This is a genomic window from Spirosoma daeguense (assembly GCF_054776875.1).
On the sequence record NZ_BAAHBF010000001.1, the window covers coordinates 454081 to 478850 of the forward strand.

At 47.9% G+C, this 24770-nt stretch carries 14 protein-coding genes; 6 read left to right on the forward strand and 8 right to left on the reverse strand.

All coding sequences use genetic code 11. The features are described from left to right. Positions 1-4: 4 nt before the first annotated feature. The 5 genes from ACYVD4_RS01595 (at position 5) to ACYVD4_RS01615 (ending at position 6162) form a co-directional block, all read left to right on the forward strand. The gene (locus ACYVD4_RS01595; protein WP_460941864.1) at positions 5-1684 is read left to right on the forward strand and encodes a RagB/SusD family nutrient uptake outer membrane protein; all 1680 of its coding nucleotides are present in this window, start codon (positions 5-7) and stop codon (positions 1682-1684) included. Positions 1685-1715: 31 nt separating this feature from the next. Next, positions 1716-3239: a sialidase family protein gene (locus ACYVD4_RS01600; protein WP_460941865.1), complete on the forward strand. Its 1524-nt coding sequence runs from the start codon at positions 1716-1718 to the stop codon at positions 3237-3239. A gap of 93 nt (positions 3240-3332) precedes the next feature. Next, positions 3333-4346: a bile acid:sodium symporter family protein gene (locus ACYVD4_RS01605; RefSeq protein WP_460942970.1), complete on the forward strand. Its 1014-nt coding sequence runs from the start codon at positions 3333-3335 to the stop codon at positions 4344-4346. Continuing rightward, complete coding sequence (locus ACYVD4_RS01610) at positions 4343-5437, forward strand: phosphotransferase family protein (RefSeq protein WP_460941866.1); 1095 nt, start codon at positions 4343-4345, stop codon at positions 5435-5437. The genes ACYVD4_RS01605 and ACYVD4_RS01610 overlap by 4 nt, the downstream gene beginning before the upstream one ends. Then, positions 5434-6162, forward strand: coding sequence for an HpcH/HpaI aldolase family protein (locus tag ACYVD4_RS01615; protein WP_460941867.1), 729 nt, complete (start codon positions 5434-5436; stop codon positions 6160-6162). Before ACYVD4_RS01610 ends, ACYVD4_RS01615 begins: the two co-directional genes overlap by 4 nt. Before the next feature lie 274 nt (positions 6163-6436). On the opposite strand, the gene ACYVD4_RS01620 is transcribed toward ACYVD4_RS01615, so the two are convergent. The 5 genes from ACYVD4_RS01620 to ACYVD4_RS01640 form a co-directional block, all read right to left on the reverse strand. After that, positions 6437-8644 carry a TonB-dependent receptor family protein gene (locus tag ACYVD4_RS01620; protein WP_460941868.1) on the reverse strand — a complete coding sequence of 736 codons (2208 nt, stop codon included), beginning with the start codon at positions 8642-8644 and terminating at the stop codon, positions 6437-6439. 275 nt (positions 8645-8919) lie between these two features. Further along, entirely contained in the window at positions 8920-10467 is a 1548-nt protein-coding gene (locus ACYVD4_RS01625; RefSeq protein ID WP_460941869.1) for a vanadium-dependent haloperoxidase, read from the reverse strand. 18 nt (positions 10468-10485) lie between these two features. Then, positions 10486-11382 carry a hypothetical protein gene (locus ACYVD4_RS01630; protein WP_460941870.1) on the reverse strand — a complete coding sequence of 299 codons (897 nt, stop codon included), beginning with the start codon at positions 11380-11382 and terminating at the stop codon, positions 10486-10488. Between the two features lie 98 nt (positions 11383-11480). Continuing rightward, on the reverse strand, positions 11481-12599 hold the full coding sequence (locus ACYVD4_RS01635; RefSeq protein WP_460941871.1) for a hypothetical protein: 1119 nt from the start codon (positions 12597-12599) through the stop codon (positions 11481-11483). Positions 12600-13035: 436 nt separating this feature from the next. Continuing rightward, a complete protein-coding gene (locus tag ACYVD4_RS01640) occupies positions 13036-13575 on the reverse strand; it encodes a hypothetical protein (RefSeq protein ID WP_460941872.1) in 540 nt (179 codons plus the stop codon). Positions 13576-14002: 427 nt separating this feature from the next. On the opposite strand from ACYVD4_RS01640, the gene ACYVD4_RS01645 reads away from it, so the two are divergent. After that, positions 14003-18085 (forward strand): hybrid sensor histidine kinase/response regulator transcription factor, encoded by a 4083-nt coding sequence (locus ACYVD4_RS01645; protein ID WP_460941873.1) that lies wholly within the window; start codon positions 14003-14005, stop codon positions 18083-18085. Between the two features lie 196 nt (positions 18086-18281). Here ACYVD4_RS01645 and ACYVD4_RS01650 read toward each other — a convergent pair whose 3' ends face one another. From ACYVD4_RS01650 to ACYVD4_RS01660, 3 genes are all read right to left on the reverse strand, one after another. Beyond that, a complete protein-coding gene (locus tag ACYVD4_RS01650; protein WP_460941874.1) occupies positions 18282-21689 on the reverse strand; it encodes a CRTAC1 family protein in 3408 nt (1135 codons plus the stop codon). Positions 21690-21698: 9 nt separating this feature from the next. Then, on the reverse strand, positions 21699-22724 hold the full coding sequence (locus ACYVD4_RS01655) for a GntR family transcriptional regulator (protein WP_460941875.1): 1026 nt from the start codon (positions 22722-22724) through the stop codon (positions 21699-21701). A gap of 443 nt (positions 22725-23167) precedes the next feature. After that, entirely contained in the window at positions 23168-24760 is a 1593-nt protein-coding gene (locus tag ACYVD4_RS01660) for a RagB/SusD family nutrient uptake outer membrane protein (RefSeq protein WP_460941876.1), read from the reverse strand. Positions 24761-24770 lie beyond the last annotated feature (10 nt).

Consider the following 24770-nt stretch of genomic DNA (forward strand, 5'->3'; position numbering starts at 1 on the left):
TAAAATGAATACACTGACAAGAAACAGACGCGAGAGATTCGCTTCTATCCGTACATTATTGGTTGGACTCGCCGTTTTTATACTCTCGTTCTCCTGCAAAGACAAGTTTCTGGAGGAAAAACCTTTAGATTTTTTGAGTTCCGATAACGTATTGACGTCGAAGTCTGGTTTCGAAAATTACATTGTTGCCTTACACGACGCGGCCCGATCAGAACTCAACAAATGGGATTATTTCTCCGGATATATCAATTTACAGCAGGGTACCGATGTTGCCTGTAATGGAGAATTAGCCCTCATCAACTATGGTAACTGGACAACTTACCTCACCCCAGCCAGAGCCGTAGTGTCGGACTATTGGAATTGGGCCTACATCGACATGCTGATGAAAGCGAACACGATTATCGCCTATGCCAACAAACCAGAGCTCAAATCCATATGGGCAAGCGAAGCCGAAAAAAATGCGATAATAGCCGAAGCTCGCTTCTTTCGAGCCTATACTCATAACTTTCTGGCTAACCTATACGGAGCAGTTCCTATTGCAGACACAATTTATTCAGGCCCCAAAACCGATTTTAAGGTTTCGCCACGCAGCGACGTATACCAATCGGCAAGGCTTGATCTGGAATTTGCCTCCAAATGGCTACCAGCAACTGTTGACAAAGCAAGAGAAGGGCGAATTGTGAAAGCAGCCGCCGATCATTTGCTAGCGGAAGTGTATATAAGCCTGGGAGAATATGACAAGGCAATTGCAAGTACATCAGCCGTGATCAATTCGGGTTTGTATAAACTTATCAGAGATAGATTCGGGTCGGAGAAGGATAAGCCAGGAGATTATTATTCGGATATATTCCGCCCAGGCAATCAAAACCGAAGTGCAGGAAATAGCGAGACTATTTATGTCTGGCAGTTTGAAAACCAGACCCTTGGCGGGCAGGGCGGGGCTAATCAAGCGGGTAATCCATCGTTGCGGTATTGGGGTCCATTTTATATCAATGTTAAAGACCCCGCTGGTTTCAATCAGGTGCTTGTCGACAGTCTGGGACGAGGGGTAGCAGGCATCAGACCGACAAATTATTTCTTCTACGATATCTGGAAGGATAATTGGCGTAATGACATCCGAAATTCTGAGCACAATATCAGAAGAACTCATTACTACAATAACCCAGCATCTCCCTGGTTTGGCAAAGTAATCGAAGAACAACACAAAGCTAAAATTGATACGTTCCGGATGTTGTTTCCAAGAATAAGAAAGGTAGAAGGCAATATTAGCTGGAAAGGAGCCACCTCGGCGGTAAATATGGGCTATACGACCAACGACTTTATCGTGTATCGGTTATCAGAAACGTATCTTTTGAGAGCAGAAGCGTATTTACGTAAGGGCGACAAAGTACAGGCAGCAGAGAGTATCAATATCGTCAGGGAACGGGCAAAAGCTAAACCTGTAGCTCCGGCAGATGTCACCATTGATTACCTTCTCGACGAACGCGCCCGAGAGCTCACCACTGAAGAGCCCCGTCATCGAACACTGGTCAGGATGGGAAAACTGGTGGAACGTGTCAGGAAATACAATATGCGCCAGGATACCAGAACAACCATTCAGGATTACCATCAATTCTGGCCCATTCCCCAAACGGCTATTGATGCAAATTTCACGGTAAAACTGTCACAAAATCCTGGCTACTAGCTAGACATTTATTGGTAAACCATCCATTTGTATGATGAAACATACGTATTTATTGATTGGCCTTCAGATGCTACTTGCGTACTGTTGTGCTAGCATAGCAACGGCGCAGCAATCGGCCTCCGAAGGCCAACTGGCTCACGTATGGCCCGTGAATAATGGTATCATTACTAGAGCTGAAGGTAAAGCCAGGTTATTCTCAGATCAAGCTTATACCCTCAAAACATTGCCACAGCTACTGAAAGGGACCTCCTTTATAACAACTTCTCACCAAGGATCAAGTTGTGTCAAACCTGTGACAAGTGGTACGTTTTATTTTGTCACCCCGGAAAAAGGGCAACCCAATTCACAGGAGGAGTTACTAACGAGCAAAGGATTCGCCAAAGTAAGCCATCCAACCTTTAAATTGTTCGATGGACAGAGCGAACGTATCACCATTTTAAAAGGAAAAATCTCTGGAAAATTTGAACAGCTTTGCTTTGATGGCTGGGCCATACCTTTCTTCTCTGCCGAACCTCTCCCATCTATAGCTCAAGCGGCTAACGTTATCTGGAAACCTCAAACGGAATATTCTCTGAAAACCCGAAAATGGCAGGGTTGTCCGACCATTGAAAAGACAGGAAATCGGTTGTGGACAGGCTGGTTTTCAGGAGGAAAAACGGAGCCCGACAAAGGTAATTATGCAGTTGTCGCCCTTAGCGACGACGATGGTAAGACATGGATAGACCCAGCGCTGATTATAGCCCATCCAGACACTACTGTCAGAGTGATGGACACGCAAATCTGGAAAGATCCGCAAGGTCGTCTTTGGATATTTTGGGTCCAAAATACGGGCAATCATGGTTTTGATGGCATTTGGGGAACCTGGGCCATTCGTCTGGATAATCCTGAATCGGCTATCCCTACCTGGACCAAACCGCGACGTTTAGCCGATGGGCTTACACGAAATAAGGTAACTGTTTTAGCTAGCGGAGAATGGCTATTACCCTCATACAACTGGATAAACAACCAGAGTACGGTATACGTATCACGAGATAGAGGTGAAACCTGGACCTTACAAGGTGGCCCTTTAAATGAATCGTCCTACTTTTTTGAGCACATGGTTGTAGAGCTTAATACGGGAAGGCTTTGGATGTTACAACGTAGAATGAAAGAAAGCTTTTCTGATGACAAGGGCAAGAACTGGACAGAATTGAAAGATAAGCCTGAATTTACGTCCCCTGACTCCCGCTTGTTCATTCGCAGGCTTACCTCAGGCAACCTGTTGCTTGTATTTAATGAGGATAAAGAGCGAAAGACACGCAAAAATATTGTCGCTAAATTGTCGGAAGACGACGGGCATACGTGGCCCTATACGCTTGTCATTGATGAACGAACTGCGCTGTCTTATCCTGATGCTATTCAGGACAATAAGGGTGTCATCTATCTTTCGTATGACCGCTCCCGTACAGGAGAAAAAGAAATATTACTTACGTCATTTACAGAAGCAGATGTGAAGGCTGGAAAGTACATTTCACCGGCATCAGAGCCATATCGTGTAATCAGTAAAGCCCCGTAACGAATGGGACCTTGCAACCTGATCTTTATGCAGTTACGCCAAATTTTTATCGTTCTCTCCTCACTACTCTTTATGCTGTCGGTAGGCCTCACTATGGTCGGATATTGGTCGCTGGCGGGTCTTGCCATCATTGCTTTTTTTCTCGCGCTGGCGTTCACGTTTCGTCAACACGAGCCTTTAAAAGGGTTTACGTACACGATTATGGTGTTTGCGGCTGTAACGGCGGCCCTTTTCTATCCACAGTATTTCCAGACCTGGAACGGATTTGCGTTGGCGGCACTCATCACTCCACTGATTCAACTGATCATGTTCGGCATGGGAACGTCGATGAGTGTCGATGATTTTGTCGGCGTGGTTCGGATGCCCAAAGGCGTGTTGATTGGCGTAGTGAGCCACTTCATTATCATGCCGTTGCTGGGTTTTACACTCGCTAACCTGAGCGGACTGGAGCCAGAAATTGCGGCTGGCATTATCCTGATTGGCTGTTCGCCTAATGGTATGGCATCGAACGTAATATCGTATCTGGCCAAGGCGAATCTGGCGTTGTCGATTACCATTACGGCTATTTCAACCATGCTGGCTCCATTCATTACGCCCCTATTGATGCAGGCGCTGGCCGGGGCTTTTATTGAGATAAATGCTTTGCATATGATGTGGGATATTGGCAAAATGGTCATCCTGCCGATTGCCGCCGGACTTTTATTCAACAAATTGTTCAGCGGGAAAATCGGTTGGCTCGACTCGGCCATGCCCTACGTATCGATGTTTGGTATTGCCGGAACAATTGTCATCATCACAGCCGCCGGACGCGACCGATTGCTCTCGATTGGGCCAATCTTGCTTGTTCTGGTATTAATCCACAACCTCACGGGCTATCTGCTCGGCTACTGGTCAGCGCGTCTTTTTCGCATGAGTGAACGCGACTGCCGAACCATTGCCATTGAAGTGGGTATGCAAAATGGCGGACTAGCTTCGGGAATTGCAAAAGAGATGGGCAAGATTGCTACTGTAGGCTTAGCACCGGCCATCTTCGGCCCACTAATGAATGTAACAGGATCGCTGCTCGCATCGTGGTGGCACAAAAAAACGCCAAACCAGCTATCATGATCAATCGACAAAGTATTTATTACTGGAAATGTGATCGTCCATCGGCATTTTTTGCCCTTACTGACCGCGACAATGCCTTAGGAGAATCAGCACTGGAAACACTGCTACGTCCTATTCTCATCAACCATTTCGGCAGTACCGACTTCGTGCTACGTTCAGGAAACGGGCAGGGCAACCACGTAACGTTCGTAGTCGAACACAAAGATATTCAGCGATTTATCCGTCTGGAAGATGGGCCCGAAGGTGATGATTTTATGGAAATCGAAGCGCGGGTACTAACCGAAATCAAAAATCTGGGCGTTCCGGCTCCCCACGTTTTTGCGGCCGACGCCACCCGTTCGACGGTTCCGTTTGCATATCAAATACTCGAATATCTCCCCTACCCTGATCTGAATAAACTTAACAAGAGCGAGACATTAAACTTCCCGGCAGTTTCCGAGAAAATTGGTCAATACGTGGCCCAATGGCAACAAATTCGGTTCGAGAGATTTGGCCCGTTCGATCCAACTGCGCTACGTAGCACAGATCAGTTGATGGGTTTACACGCTACGTATCGGGATTATTTTCTATTGAATTGGAATCGGCATTTAGATTTTCTGGTCCTGAAAAACTTCCTGACTCCCTCCGAATCAGATGATATTCAACAGCTAGTTGCTACATATCTTCCCTATCTGGATGAGGCCGAAGGTTGTCTGGTTCATAAAGATCTGGCGCTTTGGAACATACTGGGAGAATCTGAAGAAGTCAAAGCTTTTATCGACTGGGACGACACCATCTCCGGCGATGCCACCGACGACCTCTCGTTGCTTGCCTGTTTTCATTCTGGTGCAGTCGTTTCCAGCGCCATTGAGGGTTATAAAAAAGTTCGAGACTTACCCGAGCATTTTCAGATTCGGTTTTGGCTGCATCTGCTTCGAAATATGATTGTTAAAGCCGTGATACGTGTCGGTGCAAACTACTTTGATCGACAATCGGACTTCTTCCTGATCGACTCTGGCGCTACCGGTGCTACGTTGAAAACCTTTACATACCAACGTATCAAAACCGCCTGTCTGGGCTTACAAAACAAAAAGCAAATCAGCGATTTATGAGCACCAATTCAGCCACAAGGCAACTTGGCACCGGCACCTGGCTTTCGATTGGCTCGCCAATTATTGCGGAATTAGCATCCGAATGTGGTTTCGACTGGCTCCTGTTCGATTTGGAACATGGCAATTTCACAGAAACGAGCCTGCTGGCTAATTTACAGGCTGCCAAACGCGACAATATCAAACTTATCGTACGTATAGGAAGGTTCGACAGTGCTCTTATTGCCCGCGTACTGGATTGGGGTGCCTCGGGAATTATGCTGCCACACGTTTCTACTGTTGAGCAGGCACAGCAATGTATACAGGCCATGACTTACCCTCCACTCGGCAGCCGAGGTTATTCAAGTTCAGTACGTGCCTTTTCTTACGGACTTTCGACGCAGAAAAATCAAGAAACAACCCCTCTTTTTATAGCTCAGATTGAGGATTATCAAGGCGTTGTGAATGCCGAATCTATTGCCGCTATCAATAGTGTCGATATGCTTTTCGTAGGTCCAGCTGACCTAAAACTAGATTTATCAACACAAACTATCCAGCCAACTATTTCTTATCAGGAAGCCATAAAAAAGGTAAGTGTTGCGGCCAAAACACATCAAAAACAGGCCGGAATTTTGGTACGTAATCCAGCCGATTTACCCGAACTAAAACAAAGCGGCTACTCTTGCCTAGCCATTAGCTCTGACCTCGGATTTGTTCGGGAAGGGTTTCTTTCGGCACTACGTCAGTAAACCGTTTAGACGCCATAAAGACGGAGTTCTCTCCTCCTGTAATAATCAGCAAACCAGCATAAAAACACATTCATTTCCGCCATGTTTTCATGGAGAGGTGAATGTGTTTTATGGTTTTCAGATAATTGAATAGCTCAAACTCATATCTATAAAAACAAGAGTACCCGGCCGCAAAGCAACCGGGTACTGCAACTAACCTATGATTGAATAAATCGTTTAAAATTAAGCAGACTATCTGAAAATGAGCACTAAATCTCGTTAATTCTGCTTTCTTTTATATCGTAAAACCTACCGTCAGCACAGCGCTACGTCCGTCTGATGGCCAGATACCGGGGCCCGGATAGAATGTGGGCCGTTTGGTAAAATATTGTTTGTTGAACAGGTTGCTGATGCTTCCGCGTATATGTAGTCCTTTACGAACCCGCCAGCTTCCATTCAAATCCCAGAGGCTATAAGAAGGCACCGGGCCAACCGCTCCGTTGGCCGAAGGCGTAGGTGTATTCAGCGCGTCGGAGAAGGTTTCGCTGACGTAGCTGTATTGCAAGGTCAGGCTAGCCTGTCCATAACGCGCCGTCAGACCGTTACGTGATGTCCAGCGGGGAGCCGACTCTACCTGATTACCCGTAACGGTTCGGTTTTCGGTTCCTGCCGAAACTCGTCCGTTAATGTACCGGGCGTTGTTGTAAGCCGTCGAAGTAAAGCCGCTGATGAGTAGTTTCTCAGTACGTAGTAACTGCGTCTCAATCAAGGCTTCAACCCCTGTGCTGCGGCTGTCGCCAATGTTTGTGCGGAAAATATACGTTGAACCATCTGTATTGCTCAACAGCAACGTTCCCAGACGATTACGATACAACAGATCAAAAGCCGTTACGTTAATATGCAGGTTCTGCCAATGCGCATCGACGCCAAATTCAGCATTATATCCCGACGCATCTTTCAGATTTTTGTCGATACGTTCGTAAACCGTGGTCGGAATAATATCCTTGAAAATTACCGGACGATATGACTGTGACCAGCCGCCATAAAACTTCACAAAGTCGTTGACTTTGTATTGTGCGTTGATGCCCAGCAAAGCAAATTTGTGGTTAATATCAGTCGGCAGATTGATGGCGTCGTAGTAATCAATTGCGCCCCGGAATTCCGTTTTTCCGTTCTCGATCCGAATACCCGGCGATATGGTGAGTTTACTGGTCAGCGAAAACTGGCTTTCGGCAAATATCGCGACGTTGTTGCTACGGAAGTGCATATCGCGACGAAACGGAGTAACCAGCGACAAATCGAAGTTGGTAGCGGTTGTGCCACCTCCTAACTGCCGACGGTGCAAATCGGTGCTAATCACCTGTACGCCAGCCGCTCCTGTAGCCTGAACCGAGCCAATCCGATACCGATGTAGTATCCGCAATTCAGAGTTGTAGCTGTTGAAATTATCGATGTCGACCTGCCGGGGTGCGTATTCACGCGTTACGCGGCTGATGGTATCCAGTACAGTTACCAGCCGGTCGAATAGCACGCTGTTCCGATTACCCAATACGGCCGAATTGGTCCAGAGTAACCGGGTCTGGTCTGTTACCTGCCAGTCGAACTTGATGGAGGGAATGTAAATATCGGGGTTGAAATAGTTACGGCTCCGGGTCGACTGACGCGGATTCTGGGCAAACATGGCATCGTTCAACTGGCCCGGTACCTGATATAGATACGTAGAGCGTCCGAGTTCTGCCGTGATACCGAACCGTTTTGTTGCCTGAAAATGCAGACGGCCAAACTGTGCTTCGGCCTCCGAACGACTATTCTCCCGATATCCATCGGCATGACGGCGATAATAATAGGCGTAGTACGTTAATTTACCGACCCGTCCGCCAATAGCGTTATACGTACTAAGCAAGCCGAATGAACCCACCGAATTAACGCTTTCAAAGCCAAATTTACGGGTAGTATCAGCGCCTTTCGTTACGTAGTTGAGCATACCGCCAAACTGCGCCCCGTATTGCAGCGAAGCGGTACCCCGCACCAGTTCGACCCGGTCGATGCTTTCCATCGGTGGCGAGTAGTGACTGGCCGGATAGCCATACATATCCGAATTGGTGATGACTCCATTCTGCCGGATGTTGTTTTCCCAGGAACGGTGCGGATCTAGTCCCCGAGTCGATATATTAACCTGATTGCCAGTCCCATCCATATCGTAGACAAATACACCGGGAATGCGTGAAAAAATCAGTCGGGGTGTTTTCTCGGCTACGTTGGCGTCGATCTCTGACAAGCGAATCACTTCACTACGTTTGCCGCCCATCAGATACGTACCATGCACCTCAGGCAATGCCTCCACAATCGTAGAACGGGCACCTTTTACAGTCACCGGATCTAGGGTGCGGGCTTTCAATGAATCATCAGCTATTTGTTGTTGTGCGCTAGTTATCGAAGCGAACCGTCCAAGCAGTAAGCAGGTAAATCCAATCTTTCTGTAGACATAAAAACTATATTTCATAAGCAACTCGGTATTCGGCGGAGCGGGAAGGCACCCCTAACCTCTATGAGATAAATACTATTTCTTATATGGTAGGTTAGTATCTATTTCTGCCTCGTTGAGAACGAGTGTTCTCAACGAGGCAATTCACTCATATAAATTTTTCTGGAGTTTCCAGATGAATTCAAACGCAATACTATAGCTACCGGGAACCTGTTGAAAACAACTTGTTTAGAACTATTCTCAACTATTATGCCACTCCGGCAACTATATTTCTATTACTCTGTTCTTTCTATTTATAATCCAGAACCGTCGGCCTTGCCACGTGCAACTGCGTAGTTGCCAATATTTTTTCCGTGCTCCAACCCTACTTCACAATCGAAGCGATAATGGATTAATCCATAAATGCGGGAATTGGAAGCGTCTTTAGCCTGCTCCCAGAAATCGTTAGCCTTGTCGGGAAAAATACTTCCTAATACGGTAGCTCCAGCCGCCGAGAAAGTGGAGTGGCCAGAGGTAAACGATTGGAAATTAGGCAGACCAACCGACGTTTTCACGCCAAATTGCTGCGGACGTGGATAATAATAATAGCACTTTGTTTCCCAGCAGCAGATACCCGCATCCATCATTGACGTATTGATCAGTGCCAGCGTACGTGCCATCCGGATTTCGCTATACCGCGCTTCGTGTGCTACGTTGGCCGCGATACGGCTCCAGTGACCCGGTGGTGTATAACTTCCCGGACCATCGGCCCAATAGTTGGCAATACGTGCCTGTTCGCGCGTCTGGTTCTTCTCGATTGCCTTCAGCTCGTCCAGTGCTTTTGTAAACTCTGCGCTGTTCAGTGCAGGTGGGGCAGCAGGGCGTATCTTGACTTTGGTAGCGGCATCAAAATTCCAGGTCATTACCGCGCCGTAATTCGGCAGCATCGGCGGACGAGCGGGCGATTCCTGACTAACCCAGGCTTCACGCAAACCGCGTTTCAACGCATCGGCAATCATACCAGCCGTCAGTGCCTGATTATTAGCAGCACTCATACCATCCGCACGACCACGCGCCATCACTTTTGCTGCAACCTGATTACCCAGATCAACACCGGCAGCCAGATCACTTTTCACGTTCATACCCGCCCATAAACGGCTGTTCTGGTGTTCGGCCAGTTTGGCATCCAGAAATGGCACTTCACCGGGGAACATGGCCTTTAATACAACGTAGGAAGCTGCAGCCACGACAGCATCTTCAGAAGGATAGGTTGGTATGGTAGAAGTCGGAAGAGCCACCCGAACCGTTGCATCAACTTTCGATGGTGCAGGTCGATTATACTTATACTTTGCATTCCAGGCTGCAACTAATGCATCATACTGAGCCACACTCAGATAGGCCAGTGCCCGAGCTGTATAAGGTGGATTAGCAAATGGGAACTTCGGATCGGCGAGTGGATTAGCAGCATCAGGCACCGGGTATTTGCCATCTGCGGTTGAAGCTGGTGGAATGTTGTAACGAGCCGCCAGCTCACGGGCAATCTCGTTCCAGCGATACGTAGCACCTGCTCCCCAATAGACAACCGCTTCCTGTTGCGCCTGCGTGAGTGAAGCCGATTTTGACTTCAGGTCGGTCAAATCAGCCTGATATTCGGCTGACGACGTAGCAGCTGGAGCGGCCAGTGTTACGTCGGTGGGGGAAGTCAATACGTAGGTTTTCCAGCTACCTGCTTTTTCGTCTACCGAAGCTGGTGTGTAGCCCACACGTTGCGGTTCAGAAATCGTTTTATCACAGGAAACCAGTGCGCTCGAAAGAGCTATCACTACGCCACCTATCAGAATTAATTGTTTATAGCGTTTCATCTTGTTTTGTTGTTTCGCTTATTTTTTGAAATTGATTTGATAAAGCAGCCCGACCATATAGCTCGTGCTCTGGCCCACATTCAGCCCGTCTACTACGTATCCGATACGGGCATTAACGCCGATGTTGCGCGGCTGTACTTTACCGTACCAACCTACCGACGTAGCCTGCATGTTGTTGGTCGGGAAAGGCATATCGTTCCGGCGGATATTGTCGCCACTTAAGCAGTTGTTACGTTCGGCCCAGACTTCCGTCTGCCAGCCTTTACGTAGCACACCCAGCCGAATACCAGCATCGTAAGTGTTTGGAACGCTTACTTCATGCGTATTATAAACCCGATCACCATCCAGATACGAATCGCGGTCAACTTTAATCTTGCTCCGCCAGCCATAACTTCCGTGCGCTGTCAGATAAATTCCTGTTTTACGCTCTTTATAATTGGCAATAACCCGACCTGTTACGGTACGGCACTGAAGCCCAATCGACATCGGCAGGAAATCCGGTACGTAGTTGCCAACGGGAATTGAGCCGCCCAGTACGCCATGCAGCGAAAAATCACCAGCCTGAAACGCGTTCACTTTCAGCCAGGCCGAAATATCCTGTACACCCTTCTGTCCCAGCAAATTACCAGCGCTCGTGCTCGTCCAGACATAGGGAAGACTTAAAATAACATTTACCCGCTTGCTGATTCCGATGGCGGGCATCACCATTACGCTTTGTGTGGTATGCGTACCGATGTTTAAATTTTCTCGTTTGAGCGTGTTTTCCCAGTACTGATTCCAGGAGCTATGCCCATACATAGCGGCCACACAAACCTGACCTTTGTTCATGTAAATGGCATCGTGCGGCATTTGCGCCTGAGCAGCAAACGGAGCCATTAGAAACGCAATGGCCAGACTTTTTAAATTTGTTTTCATAGGTGTACAGTTCCGTTAAAGGAGTTGTCGGGATATGTTACAGCAGGTTTATCAATCGTCCGAAATCCCATAATCCCGACAATTGAGAAGCAAAAAAATTAGAACCAGCGCGATACGTTAACCGAAATCAGGTAATCGGCAAAGGCCGCATCGCCATGACGAACGCCTAATGGATCGAGTTTGTCGGAATAACTTTTAATCCGGTTACGATAGAGTGCCACAGGTACCGTAGCGGCAATTGAGGTTTTGTTACGCATATACGATACGCCCGGCTCAACCGATACGATATAGCCCGGACGACGGAAACCCGAACTGCCACCAAACGCATCGGTAGACGGAACGCCCTCTACCCGACCGCCCAGCATAACTGAAAAGCCCGGAATTGCTTTGATCGACTGAGCAAGTCCTACCCGAGCAGCAAACTGATCAGCTACTGAAAACGAACCAGTTACCAGGTCAATCGTTGTCGCTTCTGGGTTACGTACTACGCCGTTTGTTTCGCGTGGGTTGAACAGGTAGAAACCATTTGCATAAGCCGTCAATGTGCTGGTCAATTGCACATATCCTTGCAGCTCAATACTCGCTCCCACGCCACCATCACCAAGCTGAATCGACTGATCGACAGGCTTATTCACTACGTAGTCGTTACCTTCTTTTGTCAGTTTGTGGAAATCACCTTTTACACCGTAATCGCCAGTAGGGAGTTTTACTCCTGCGCCAATAGCCAGATTAGCTTTAGGTAATTTAACCGGATTGATTAGCCAATAGCTTCCTGAAATCCGCACATCGCCAATACCCTGTGAGCCTGTATGAAACCGCTTCTGTTGCGGATTCTGAGCTACCGCATTACCGTAGTGCTCATACAGCGATGAACGGTCGTTGTACTGAATTGGCAGGTTTACCGAAAACGACAGGCGTGGGTTCACCATATAGGTAAGTCCCAAATCGAGCGCGTGCGAAATATTGATTACTTCCGTATTCTGTTCGAGCCGCTCATGCTGTTCTACGTCGCCTTTATAGTGCCGAAATGAGCGAAAATAACGATATCCTGCCGATACCTGCCAATGGCCGCTACGTTGTTTGAAGAAATCGGCCGACGTAGCACCCGGAGCCGCACTGCTCATATGTCGAACCGCTACACAGCCCTGCGCCGATACGTCTGTCGTTGAAAATAAAGTATAGGCAATCGCAAAAGCGACGGTAAAAATCGATTTCATAAGAATGTCTGAATTGGAAATTGAATAGGTAGATAATTGGTCGAAAAGCGACCAGCTAAACAGGAGCCAATACGTAGCAAAATGATTTCAGATACAGACAGAGCACGACTTTATTCACTTAACAAGCGTGAATAATTCCGAATCCGGTACGTCGCCAGAAATAGATTTCGATACGTAGTAAATCGTAGGTGCCAGGAAGAATCCAATACGTTACGGTATATCAACGCATTCGGTACATCACCAAAACGTAGCACGACAGCGCACAAGGCGATATCTTAACCCAATAAACGCGTTGAAATCAACTGTACGGAACTGTTCGGGAGCTAAAAGAGATCGAATACATTTCCTCATATAGTTTTATCAACCACATGACAAAGCAGCATCAACGAGACGCTTTTAGCGAAACAGATACGTAGCACACGATTGGCCAATCCAATCAGACTTCGGGAGGGGGCGAATGAACAGGAAGGGCACGGGCGGCAATCACAAACAGTACGTCTGGAATCCGAACAGCCTCGCGCCAGTCAGGAGAGAGAAAACAAAAAACGGTTCGCGGATTAGGCGAATATTCTTTTAACAGGAATTTCAGGAGTTGATTCGCTTTATTTTTCGAATCGGTAGCGCCGGTAATATGCTTATTCAGAAACGACAGCAGATCACTTTGCCAAAACGAGCGGCTCTCCGACTGAAGGCCGGCAATATGCAGCGTATCGCCCTGAATGGTCATGCTCACAACCGAGTAATACTGCCCCCGATACGTAAAACCATCCGACGTAGTGCTGGCAATGGAATTCGCGTCGGGTTTGTCTTTAAGCGGAATCTGAAACTCAACGATGCTATCGACGGAGCGGTAAACCAAAAGCCGTTCCGAAAGGTCGTGTTCGGCCTGCCACCACGTACCGACAAACACCAGCACATAGGCCAGCGAGTGGTAGAGGAGTAAGCCAAAGAGACCTATTGAAACCGCCTTTTTCACAAATACAGCAGGTAAAGTTTCTTCAAAAATAATACAAAAAAATCAAACAAATAGTATGCCAACCGGGTTACGAACACTTTTATTTAGTGTTATAACGTAGGTGTATACAACCAGACGCCTATTTCCGACGAATCGAAGGTGGTGGCCCAGGTTGCCTGAATCAGGTGTAAGTAGTACGTAACTAATGACCGCTACCTATTGGCAAGTTCAGATTCATCATTTGCAAGGCGGTATTCAGGTTAATAGTACGACTTTTTCGATCAACTATCTTCCAGAATGGGCTTAAGGGGGTCGGCTTCAAAATCGTTACTAGTTGACTTATCTATTGAATCATTGCGTTATACTATTTAATTAAGATCCGTAAAATAAGCTGTTACGTCTGGCAGAAAGCCTGTATTTTTAAGCGTATACATTTTACCTTTCAGTCATGCGGTGTGTTTATTTTCTAATCCTGTTAATTTTCACAGGAACGCTCTGTTTGGCACAGGCTAAATTTCAATTACTCAATACTGGCGATGGGCTATCTCACAGCACCATTCATGACTTAGTACAAGATCAGAAAGGGTTTCTATGGCTGGCAACTGCCGACGGACTTAACCGTTATGATGGCCAGAGCTTTCAGGTATTCCGTCGCTCTCAGCGAGACCCCAGAAGCCTGAGAAGCAATGAAATAACCTGTCTTTTTGAAGACAAACAGAATCGGCTGTGGGTGGGTACCCGCTCCGGAGGTTTATCACAACTGGACAGCACAGGCATCCATTTTGACCATTTAGTCCGAACGTCAACCGGCGTCGATATGTCGACAGCTACTATTACAGATCTGGTACAGGACGGATCGGGCAAAATCTGGGCAACAACGAATGAGTTGGGACTTCTCCGGATTAATCCGGCAACACGCGAGGTTAGCCAGCTATCGGCAGATAACTATCACTTGCCCAAAACACGCCCGTTTACCGTTTGTCCCGATCATGAGGGCAACGTATGGATCGGCTACGAAGCCGGTGTGCTGGTAAAAATGCGGCTATCTGATTATCAAGTGCAAACGTATCAGGTACCAATCCGAAATACCGTTTCTACTGGAAATGTTGTGACGCTACTTTGCGATAGCAGGGGACAGCTACTGGCAGGAACGCAGGGCTGGGGGTTGTTTCGGTATAACCGCACACCCGATTCATTCGCATCGATTTATTATCGGGAAGGAACGATTGAGGGGGTAAATTTCGCCCGGAGTTTATACGAAGATGCTAAAGGAACGTACTGGTTGGGTACAGATGATGGTATACTGGTATCGGCACAGGCAGATTTCGGTACACCAGTACACTACCGGGCAGAACCAATCGTGCGCAATAGCCTCAGTACCCACGCCATTCTATGCGTTCGGGGCGATAAACAGGGGAATATCTGGATGGGAACGTGGGAAGGTGGCCTCAACGTATTGTTTGCCCATCCCGGCTTATTTGAGCAATATACCCACCAGATCGGGCAACCCAACAGCCTGATGACACCCCAAATCTCATCGGTATCCGCTGATAAACAAGGCAATGTCTGGATAGGAAGTACGCAGGGACTCACGTATTTAAACCGAAAAACAAACACCTATCGCCATTTTAAGCATAGGCCCGGCGACCCTGCTTCGCTGACAGGAAACGACGTTACGTTCCTCAACAGCCTCTCAGATCGGGTCTTGTTGGTCAGTATCTGGAATAAAGGCACTGATGTTGTAGACACCGAGACAGGTCGGGTTTTGCGCCACCTAACGCAATTACATCCGGAGCAGGTTCATACTGTTCTTCCGACCGGTTCTCACAAAGCCTGGATTGCAACCAATCGGGGAACACTCTGGCAATTAGACACTAAAACCTGGCAGATCGAGCCAGCAAAAGGATTTATACGTACCCAGAATTCCTTCAGAACACTTTTGGAAGGGTCTGACAGCACCCTTTGGATTGGAACATTGGGGCGAGGATTGATTGAATGGCGCAGACAAACGGGCCAGATTCTCCGGCATCGTTTTAGCTTGTCTGATGGACTGGATGATAGCCACGTGACCTGCCTGCTGGAAGATCGAAAGCACCGTCTTTGGGTTGGAACACGGGGCGGTTTGCACCTGTTCAATTCCGATAAGCAGCGTTTTGAGTTGATTTCAACCGACAACGGTTTATCAAATGACGCAATCATGAGCCTCAGCCAGGACCGCAGAGGCAATATATGGGTGGCCACAAACGACGGCCTTTGTCAGCTAAATGAAGCTGGACACGTAGTGCGAACGTATCACAAAAGCGACGGATTACCAGGCAATGATTTTACGGAAAAAGCCGTTAGTCAAAGCCCGGACGGTACGCTTTTCTGGGGTGGGAAATACGGTTTGACGGTTTTCAATCCCGTTCGTTTTGAGGAGAACTCCCAACCATTTCCGGTTTATATCACTGGAATGAAACTCTTCAACCGCGTTGTGGTTCCGGGGGCTGCTGATTCTCCATTAACTCGTAGCCTGCCTGAAACGAAGTCCATCACGCTGCGGTACGATCAGACCGTCATGACGTTCGATTTTACCTCTGTGGTGTTTCAATCGCACCGGAACATTCGGTATGCTTATCGCCTGGATGGTTTTGAAAAGGCCTGGAACTTCGTTGGGCCTCAACAATCGGCAACGTACACCAATCTTGATCCGGGTACGTATTTATTTCGCGTAAAAGCCGCCCCCTCCGATGATTTCACAACGGCATCCGAAACCACGCTTCAGCTCATCGTACTTCCTCCCTGGTATCGCACTTATTGGGCTTATTTGTTATACGCTGCATTGGTGGCTTTCCTGTTACTACTCATTCGCCGAATCATCCAGATTCGGGAGAGTTATAAGACAGAACTACGTATCGAGCACATTGAAACCGAAAAAGCCCGCGAACTGGACCGGTTACGTTCGGGCTTTTTCACCAACATTTCACACGAGTTCCGTACACCCTTAACACTCATCTTAACCCCATTAGAGCAGTTCTTATCTGACCGAACACCCGACCCCCGACGGCTTTGGTTTAAGACTATGCACCAGAATGCGAACCGGCTTTTGCGGCTCATTAATCAGTTGCTTGATCTGTCGAAACTGGAATCAGGCTTGCTACGTCCCGACATCAACCGGCAGGACATACTGGAGTTCATTCGGCGGGTGGTAGATTCCTTTCAACCGATTGCTGTACAGCAAGGCGTAACGCTAACAGTTGAGACTGATCTCACTACGTTCTCCGCCTTCTTCGACCCCGACATCGTCGAAAAAATACTGTATAACCTACTGGCAAATGCCCTGAAATTCACCGCAGAAGGAGGCACCGTTACCATTCGCTGTCGGGTCGTTAATGAACGTGATTTACCCGAGTTGTTGCTGGAAGTAGAAGATACTGGCATTGGTATTTCGGCTGACCACATCGCCCATATTTTTGATCGGTTTTATCAGGTAAATGGGCAGCATCAGCTCAAAAAAGCAGGCACAGGCATCGGTCTGGCCCTAACACGCGAATTGGTCGAACTACATCGGGGTAGCATTCAGGTCGAAAGCCAGCCCGGCGTTGGTACGGTGTTTACGGTCAGGCTACCAGTATATGAAACGGCTTTCCCCGCCGACTGGCTGTCGATTCGTCCGGTAGACGTAGCAACGGTGCCCGATAAACCCACCACCTGGTTAGAGACAACATCCGAAGAAACGCCAGTCATAAACAAGTCAAAGGATCTACCGCTGGTGTTACTTGTAGAGGATCATGACGATTTGCGTCATTATTTAAGCGATTGTTTTAGTCAAAGCTACCGGGTTTTACAAGCCACGAACGGCAACGAAGCGTTGGAACAGGCCGAAAAAGAAATTCCGGACCTGATTGTGAGTGATTGGCTGATGCCGGACATGGATGGAGTTCAGTTATGCGAGGCTATTAAAACCAACGAGAAAACCAGTCATGTTCCGCTCATTTTACTGACGTCAAAATCGAGTACGGAAAGTAAGTTACAGGGATTGAGTATTGGTGCCGATGATTACGTAACGAAGCCATTCAACATAGACTTACTCCGAACAAGAGCGAAAAACCTGATTCAAAGTCGGCAGCAGTTACGCGAGAAATATGGCCGTATGATTTACCTGCAACCGTCCGATCTTCCGATTGAATCCGCCGAAGAGCAGTTTCTCAAAAAAGTGCTTTCGCTCATCGAAACGCACATCACCGACCCTGATTTAGATGTGCAACGACTTGAACGCGAACTGGGTATGAGCAACACTCAACTGTATCGCAAGCTCAGGGCGTTGACTGGAAAAGGCGGAAACGAACTTATCCGCAGCATCCGGCTGGAACGGGCACGGCAGTGGTTGCGTTCGGGCGGACGGCAGGTGGCTGAAGTAGCGTATCTGGTTGGCTTCAACGATCCCAATTATTTCATCCGCGTCTTTCGTAAAGAATTTGGCGTTTCGCCAGGCGAATACGTTCAGTCCAGTAAATCCCAGCCAGACAAGGGCGACGTTATGAAAGCGTAAGGTTATAAGATGCGTTCGCCAACCTTCCGCATAACTGTTTTGTTTTCGGCTATTTACCACCCCTGCCCCCTCCTAAAACAGGAGAAACTACCCTTTTTTGCTCACCCCCTCCTGTTTTAGGAGGGGGCAGGGGGTGGTAAAATCAAATCCTTATAAGATTAGAGTAAAGTTAGGGGCTGGAGTAAGCACCCAAAATTCATTGAACCTGACTAGGTTGCCACACTTGCAACGGTCCATTATTATTCGCTACCAGCCACCAGACGGAACCATCTTTACGCCGAAGCGGAGCGAGCGCCTTGGCATCTTTGTCAATTGTTAGGCCCGTAGTTGGGACCGTTTTAAAATGCCCGGCACCGTCGCCAGCCAGTAACAGCCCTTTCCCCGCATCCTGCTGTCCGCCAATGGTTTCGGCTCCATAAAAATTACCAACAACTAGTAAATCAAGTCGGCCATCGCCCGTAAAATCGTGAGCTTGAATACCGTAAATCGGAGCCATTTGGGCTTCAATCGGTAGCTGATGAACAACAAAACCGGCTTTGCCCTTATTCTCGATATAGCAACTGGCCATCTGTTGCGCTTCCCGAACGTAAGCAGCCTTCCGTTCATCCTCCGTAAACAAGTCTTCGAACTGGTGGCTGGCATAGTCATGAAAGGTGGGGAACCGTTTTTTGATAGACGGAATCTGAACCATCAATACGTCGCGTTGTGCTACCGGAACATGTTCATGATTCAGGTAAAAGGTCAGAATTGGATCAAGCCGCCCGTTGTTATCGAAATCTTCCGCGAACACACGTACCGGCTCCGTTTGTGATGCTCGAAATTTACAGTTTAAACCTAGATTACCCGCCACAAAATCCATGTCGCCATCGCCGTCAAAATCTCGCGCCAGCAACGAACACCACCACCCCGATGCCTTATCCAGTCCGTCTACGTTTTGCATTATCAACCGACCGCCTTCATTATGAAACAACATTGGCGTCATCCATTCGCCTACCAGCATCAGGTCGGTTCGGTGGTCGTTGTCGGTATCTGTCCAGAGCGCGGCCGTTATTAAACCAGCGTGACGTAGACCGGGAGCCAATTGATCCGTTACGTCCGTAAATCGTGGCCCAGTCGATACGTTGCCGTCATTACGTAGCAAATAGCTATCGGCCGGTTTAGGGTACTGACTGGGAATGATACGTCCTCCCCGAAACAAGTCCAGATCGCCATCGCCGTCAAAATCGCAGACCGTAACGCACGACCCGCTGGATCGGGTAGCGGGCAAAGCCAACGTAGCAAGTCGAAAATTGGGTTTGCTCGCTCCATCATTAAGATAAAGACGGTCCTGATAAGCAGCCGATAATCCTTCTTCGTGGCTTCCCCCACTCACTACGTATAGATCCTGATCACCATCCCCATCGGCATCGAAAAAGACCGCCCCCATATCCTCAAAAGTATCACTTCCGGGTAACGTAGCAAGTACAAACTGACCATTAGCCTGCTGTATGTAGATGCTTGACAGGTTACCGTAGTCGTTCCCCATGAAAAAATCGTCGAGATGATCGCCATTGATGTCGCTAACTGTCAGACAGGGTCCATTTTTTGAATATTGATGCGGTAACAAAGGTGTTCGGTTGAAATCGACAACTGAATTTTCCCGATGAGTTACCATCAGGCCACTTTGTGTAGCAGCGATTTCCGTAAATAAAAGCGGAGGTTTTACGGCTAGACTTGTCCATATACCTTCCGGTTTGTACGGAATGGAAAGCATCTGGTCAGCCTTTCCCTGCCAAAGAATTTGTTTTTGCCCATTCGGATAACGTATCACCAGCGAATCGAAATGGCTGGCGGCTCCAAGACCAAAATGAATTACATTTTCGACGGTTGACACAAATCCGCGAACGGGTGAAAGCTCCTGCATTTGCTGTTGACCATTGGCATATAACCATACTTTAGTGCCAATGGTAACGGGTAATTCCGATGAGGGAGCAATAGTCAGTCGAAGCCAGTGATGCTCCTTTCCTTTTTCGGCACTACGTTGGTTAAGCCGATTTTCAAGCACAAATGCCTCGTCGTCAATATTATTGGTAACTAAATCCAGATCGCCGTCGTTATCGAAATCGGCATAGGCCGCACCGTTTGAATAACCAATCTGGTTAAGCCCCCAGCTTTCGGAAACATCTTCAAAAGTCAGCGATGCCTTCGGATTCCCGCCCTGATTCCGGTACGCATATTTCGGAATCTTTACATCCGGCAGACGGTATAACTCATCTTTTGTTTGTTTCCATTGTGCTTCCGGCGTTCCGAATGACGCTTGCTCGTGATTGAATACGATAAAATCGAGGTTGGTAACGTCGCGTCGATAGCCATTTGTGATGTACAAATCTTTCCAACCGTCGTTGTCGAGGTCAGCCAGCAGTGGTGCCCAGCTCCAGTCCGTTTTTTCGATTTCCGCTAACTGACCAATCTCGCTAAAACTTACGGTCGGGTTGCCATTTATTTCACTCATCCCCCGGTTCAGTTGCAACGTATTACGCATATACTGAGGCTGATAACCAAGTTCCTGCTCCATCTGAAAGCGATTATAATTCGAACCGGGCAGCATCATTTTTTGCCGGTAATTGTCAGCAGGCAACATATCAAGTACGACGATGTCGGGCAATGCATCATTGTTGATATCGGCAATATCGACACCCATGCCGTTATGAGTCTGATGTTTTAGCAACGTAGCAGCCTGATCGGAAAAGGCCGGTTTCCCAGTTCCGGGTTTGTTGAGCCACACCAGATCGTTCGACAAAAAGTCATTGGCGCAATACACATCGGGCCAACCGTTATCATCCAGATCGCTGACACACAGACCCAATCCATAGCCTTCAGCCAGAATACCCATTTCTCGTGATACGTTGACAAAATGAGGTGATGTCGAACCGGGCGCAAAACCATCGTTTCGGTAAAGCCGATCCGTACTGGACGCTTCACCATCGAGCCGTTTGGGACGTAGCGTATTGCGATTCGTTGTTTCGAGGGCGTTGGTAAGTAAATAACAATCCAGATCGCCATCACGGTCATAATCGAAAAAAGCCGCTTGTGTGCTATAACCCGTGTCGTTAAGTCCGTATTCTGCGGCTCGTTCCGTGAACGTTGGCGTACCACCCGGCTGTAAGCCATTGTTAATGAATAGCTTATTCGTCCGCTTGGCAATATCCTTCGTTGGACCCGCTACGCTTACGTAAATATCAGGCCAGCCATCCTGATTTACGTCGGCCACACTGACACCTGTACACCAGACATTAGTGCCGGTGCCTGACGATTGCGTTACGTCCTGAAAATGAAAATCACCTCGATTCAAATATAGCCGACTTGATACCTGATTGCCGGCAAAATAGACATCAGCCAAACCATCTTTATTGAAATCGCCAACGCCGACGCCCGCACCATTATACATGTATTCGAACGAGAGCACATTCACAGAATCGTTCTCTGTCAGTCGATTAGCAAACGTAATACCGGTATCGGATGAATTACGCTGGACAAATAGTTTCTCCTCAGGCGTACAACTCCCAAGCAATCCAACCAGGCCGATGAGTAACCACCGGACCTGATACCACGAAAAGTAAACCATAAATTTAATCTAGCAGGAAGCCCGGAATTGTAATTGAAGGGGAAGCGAGTAAGTCGGCTGACAGGAGCCCGATTGTCCAACGACTATTTGTGCCACCAACCGGCCTACCTCGGCCGACGGATGCGAAATCACCGACACCCCACCGGCCAAAAATCGCGTATATTCATTTTCGGAGAAACTGACAACCCCCAGATCCTGACCAAGTTGGATTGAATACTGCTGGCTGTAATCCATCAGCGTAACCAGGTCGGTACTGTCTGTTACGAAGTAGGCCTGATGCAGGCAAATATCCGCTTCGGTGAGTTCGTCGAGTAGTTGAAAATTGAAATCATGACGGGTACAAAACTGCTGGAACGCCTGTATGTAATCGGCTTCAAAGAAATCAAGATTCGGCAGCACCAGATTCAACTGATTGTATTTCCGCAAAACCGTTAACTGACTTTCCAGCGCATCGTAAAATTCTTTCTGGCCTCCGTAATAAATCTGATGCCCATGCGAAATCAAGTTACGCCACTGACTACCAACCAGAATCAACTGATTACCAGGCAGGTTGTTAAGACATTGAATAGACGTGGGACTGGTTTCGACCAGATGCGGCATGAGCAGGAAATAATGATAGTTGCCGAGGTGCTTATCAATCAATTGCCCGAGCAAATCCTGCCGATAATTATAGGTACAAATATCGATGAGCGCTTTTTCGCCCACCTGCCGAACAATGGCGTCGTGGAGCTGCTTGACGCTTTCCGTCAACTGGCCGGTAACGATCAAAACCCGTTGTACACGGCGGTTGGATTTACCCGCAATAAAGTATCCTTTTCGATATACAGACGTAATCAAACCGAGTTGCGAAAGCGTATCATAGGCTCGCTTGACAGAGTCTTTCGAGAGATACCAGTCCGTACAGGCATCGTTGATGGATGGTAAACGATCTCCAATACGTAGTGAACCGCCTTCAATATCGCTGATCACAGCTTCAACAACTTGCAAATACTTTGGTGATCGCTGCCGATTGGTTATTGGTAACGTTTCTTTCATAGAATTAGGAATAGGAAGTTGTATCACGACAAAACCAACCAGACCAGCCCCAGTAATAATCCGAAGAGCACCAAAAGTGTCAACGGCTCCAACCAGAGAAGAATTTTTGGCTTAATTAATGGAACTCTTCCGAACTGATGCCAGCTTTTCCTGAGCCACTTTATCGGACGGGCATTCCATGCTTTACCAATCACAGTGTTTAAATTAATCTTGGTAAAGTGATACAAATGTCTTCTTTCTTGCTCCCATGCAGGTAGTACGTATTCGGCAAATGACTGGACAAATTCGGCAAACGACCAATTAATCAATCAATTAAGCCAACAGATCAAAGTTTTGTCTGTTACGCCTTGCGCTCACATTAAACCTAATCGAAACGTAGCAATGTTGATGGTGTTAGATTTAAGAATCTGACACCATCAACATTGCTGGAACCTTTTATCAGATTAAAAACCCGGATTCTGTACAATACTCGGATTCAGATCGCGCTCACTTTGCGGAACGGGTTTCAGCAGATTCTTCTCTGCCCAGTTTGTATTGGTGGTTGTACGACCAAAATCAATATCCGTTTTGATATTAATTAAGCCTGCCCGGTGCCAGCGAACAAGATCGTCGTAGCGGTGATCTTCCAAAGCAAGCTCCACGCGTCGCTCGTGCATCAGCGCTTTAAATACTTCGGCATCATTACCAACAGCTACGTTAGGAAGCACTTTGCCCGTTGCATCGGCGCGTTGGCGAACCTGATTGATCAGTGCTACAGCACCGGCATAATCTTTCGAACCCAACAATTTACACTCAGCCAGCATCAGGAGAACATCGGCGTAGCGGATCGTCCGCAGGTTATTGACACTCAATGCCGAGCGATAGTCGATGTTAACGTCTTTGCGAACGTATTTGGCGGGCGTTGACCCAGTGATTGTCCAGTTTTTATTAAACACCCATTTCTGAGAGCCATCAATATTGGTGCCCGTATCATACGGATCGCCATCCAGAAACAAGGTAGCTTGTCGGCGCGGATCACCCGATTCAAACTCTTTCTGAAGGCCTGCCGTGACCTCAATCTGTCCATAACCTGTTCCGCCAGCTCCCGGTGCACAGACATTGTTCGGGCCACAGGCCGCCCGGTAGTAAATAAGCCTTCCTGTGCCAGCAGCAGCCCCGTTCGAGAATACGAAATCGGCCGGAAGCCAGGGATTCACGCCACCAATGCCCATTTGAATTTCAAAAACAGACTCCGCATTATTTTCCGTTGCCGGTGTAAAATTGTCCAGGTAGTTTTTCACCAGCGAATACTTACCTACCAGCCCCTGAAACTCAGCCGCGGCTTCGGTATAGAGTGCGGATTTCTTTTCCCATTGGGCACGAAAAAGTAACAGTTTGCCCAGCATGGCTGAAGCCGCCCCGCTGGTTGCCCGGCCCTTATTGGCATCGTCCCATTTGGCTGGTAATCCAGCTTTCGCCAGTTTCAGATCAGCGATTGCGGCATCCCATAACTCACCCGGCTGCGAATTACCCGTGCGTGTCTGCTCCAGTGTGCGGGCAGTGGACGTAACGAGTGGCGCATTCCCCCAGTTGATAGCCAAAAAGAAGTTAAAGTAGCCACGCAGAAAACGAGCCTCCGCGTCGAACCTCTTCTTGGTAGAGTCGGGAACATTCCTGGCGATTGGCAGTTTTTCGATGATGATATTGGCCCGTTGAATGCCCTTATACGTATTAGACCAAAGTGCACTCCAGGTTCCATCGGTCGAGCGCCAGTTGAATTCCTCAATGTTATCGGGGCTGTTAACCCGGCTTGTCTGATCATCATCAACCATACCCGTCCCTTTAAACCAGCCGCCCGCATCGAATTGCTCATACGTATAATTCAGCAGGGTTGAATACGCCAGAACCGCTGCCCCCTTAAAATCGTCGGTCGATTGGTAATAGGTTTCTTCATTGAGTGCCCCAAGCGGAGCCAGATTAAGCTTCTTCTCACATTGCGAAAACAGTCCGGTTATTAGCACAGAGGTCAGAAGCGTTAGAATATAGGATCGTTGCATAGGAAATTTG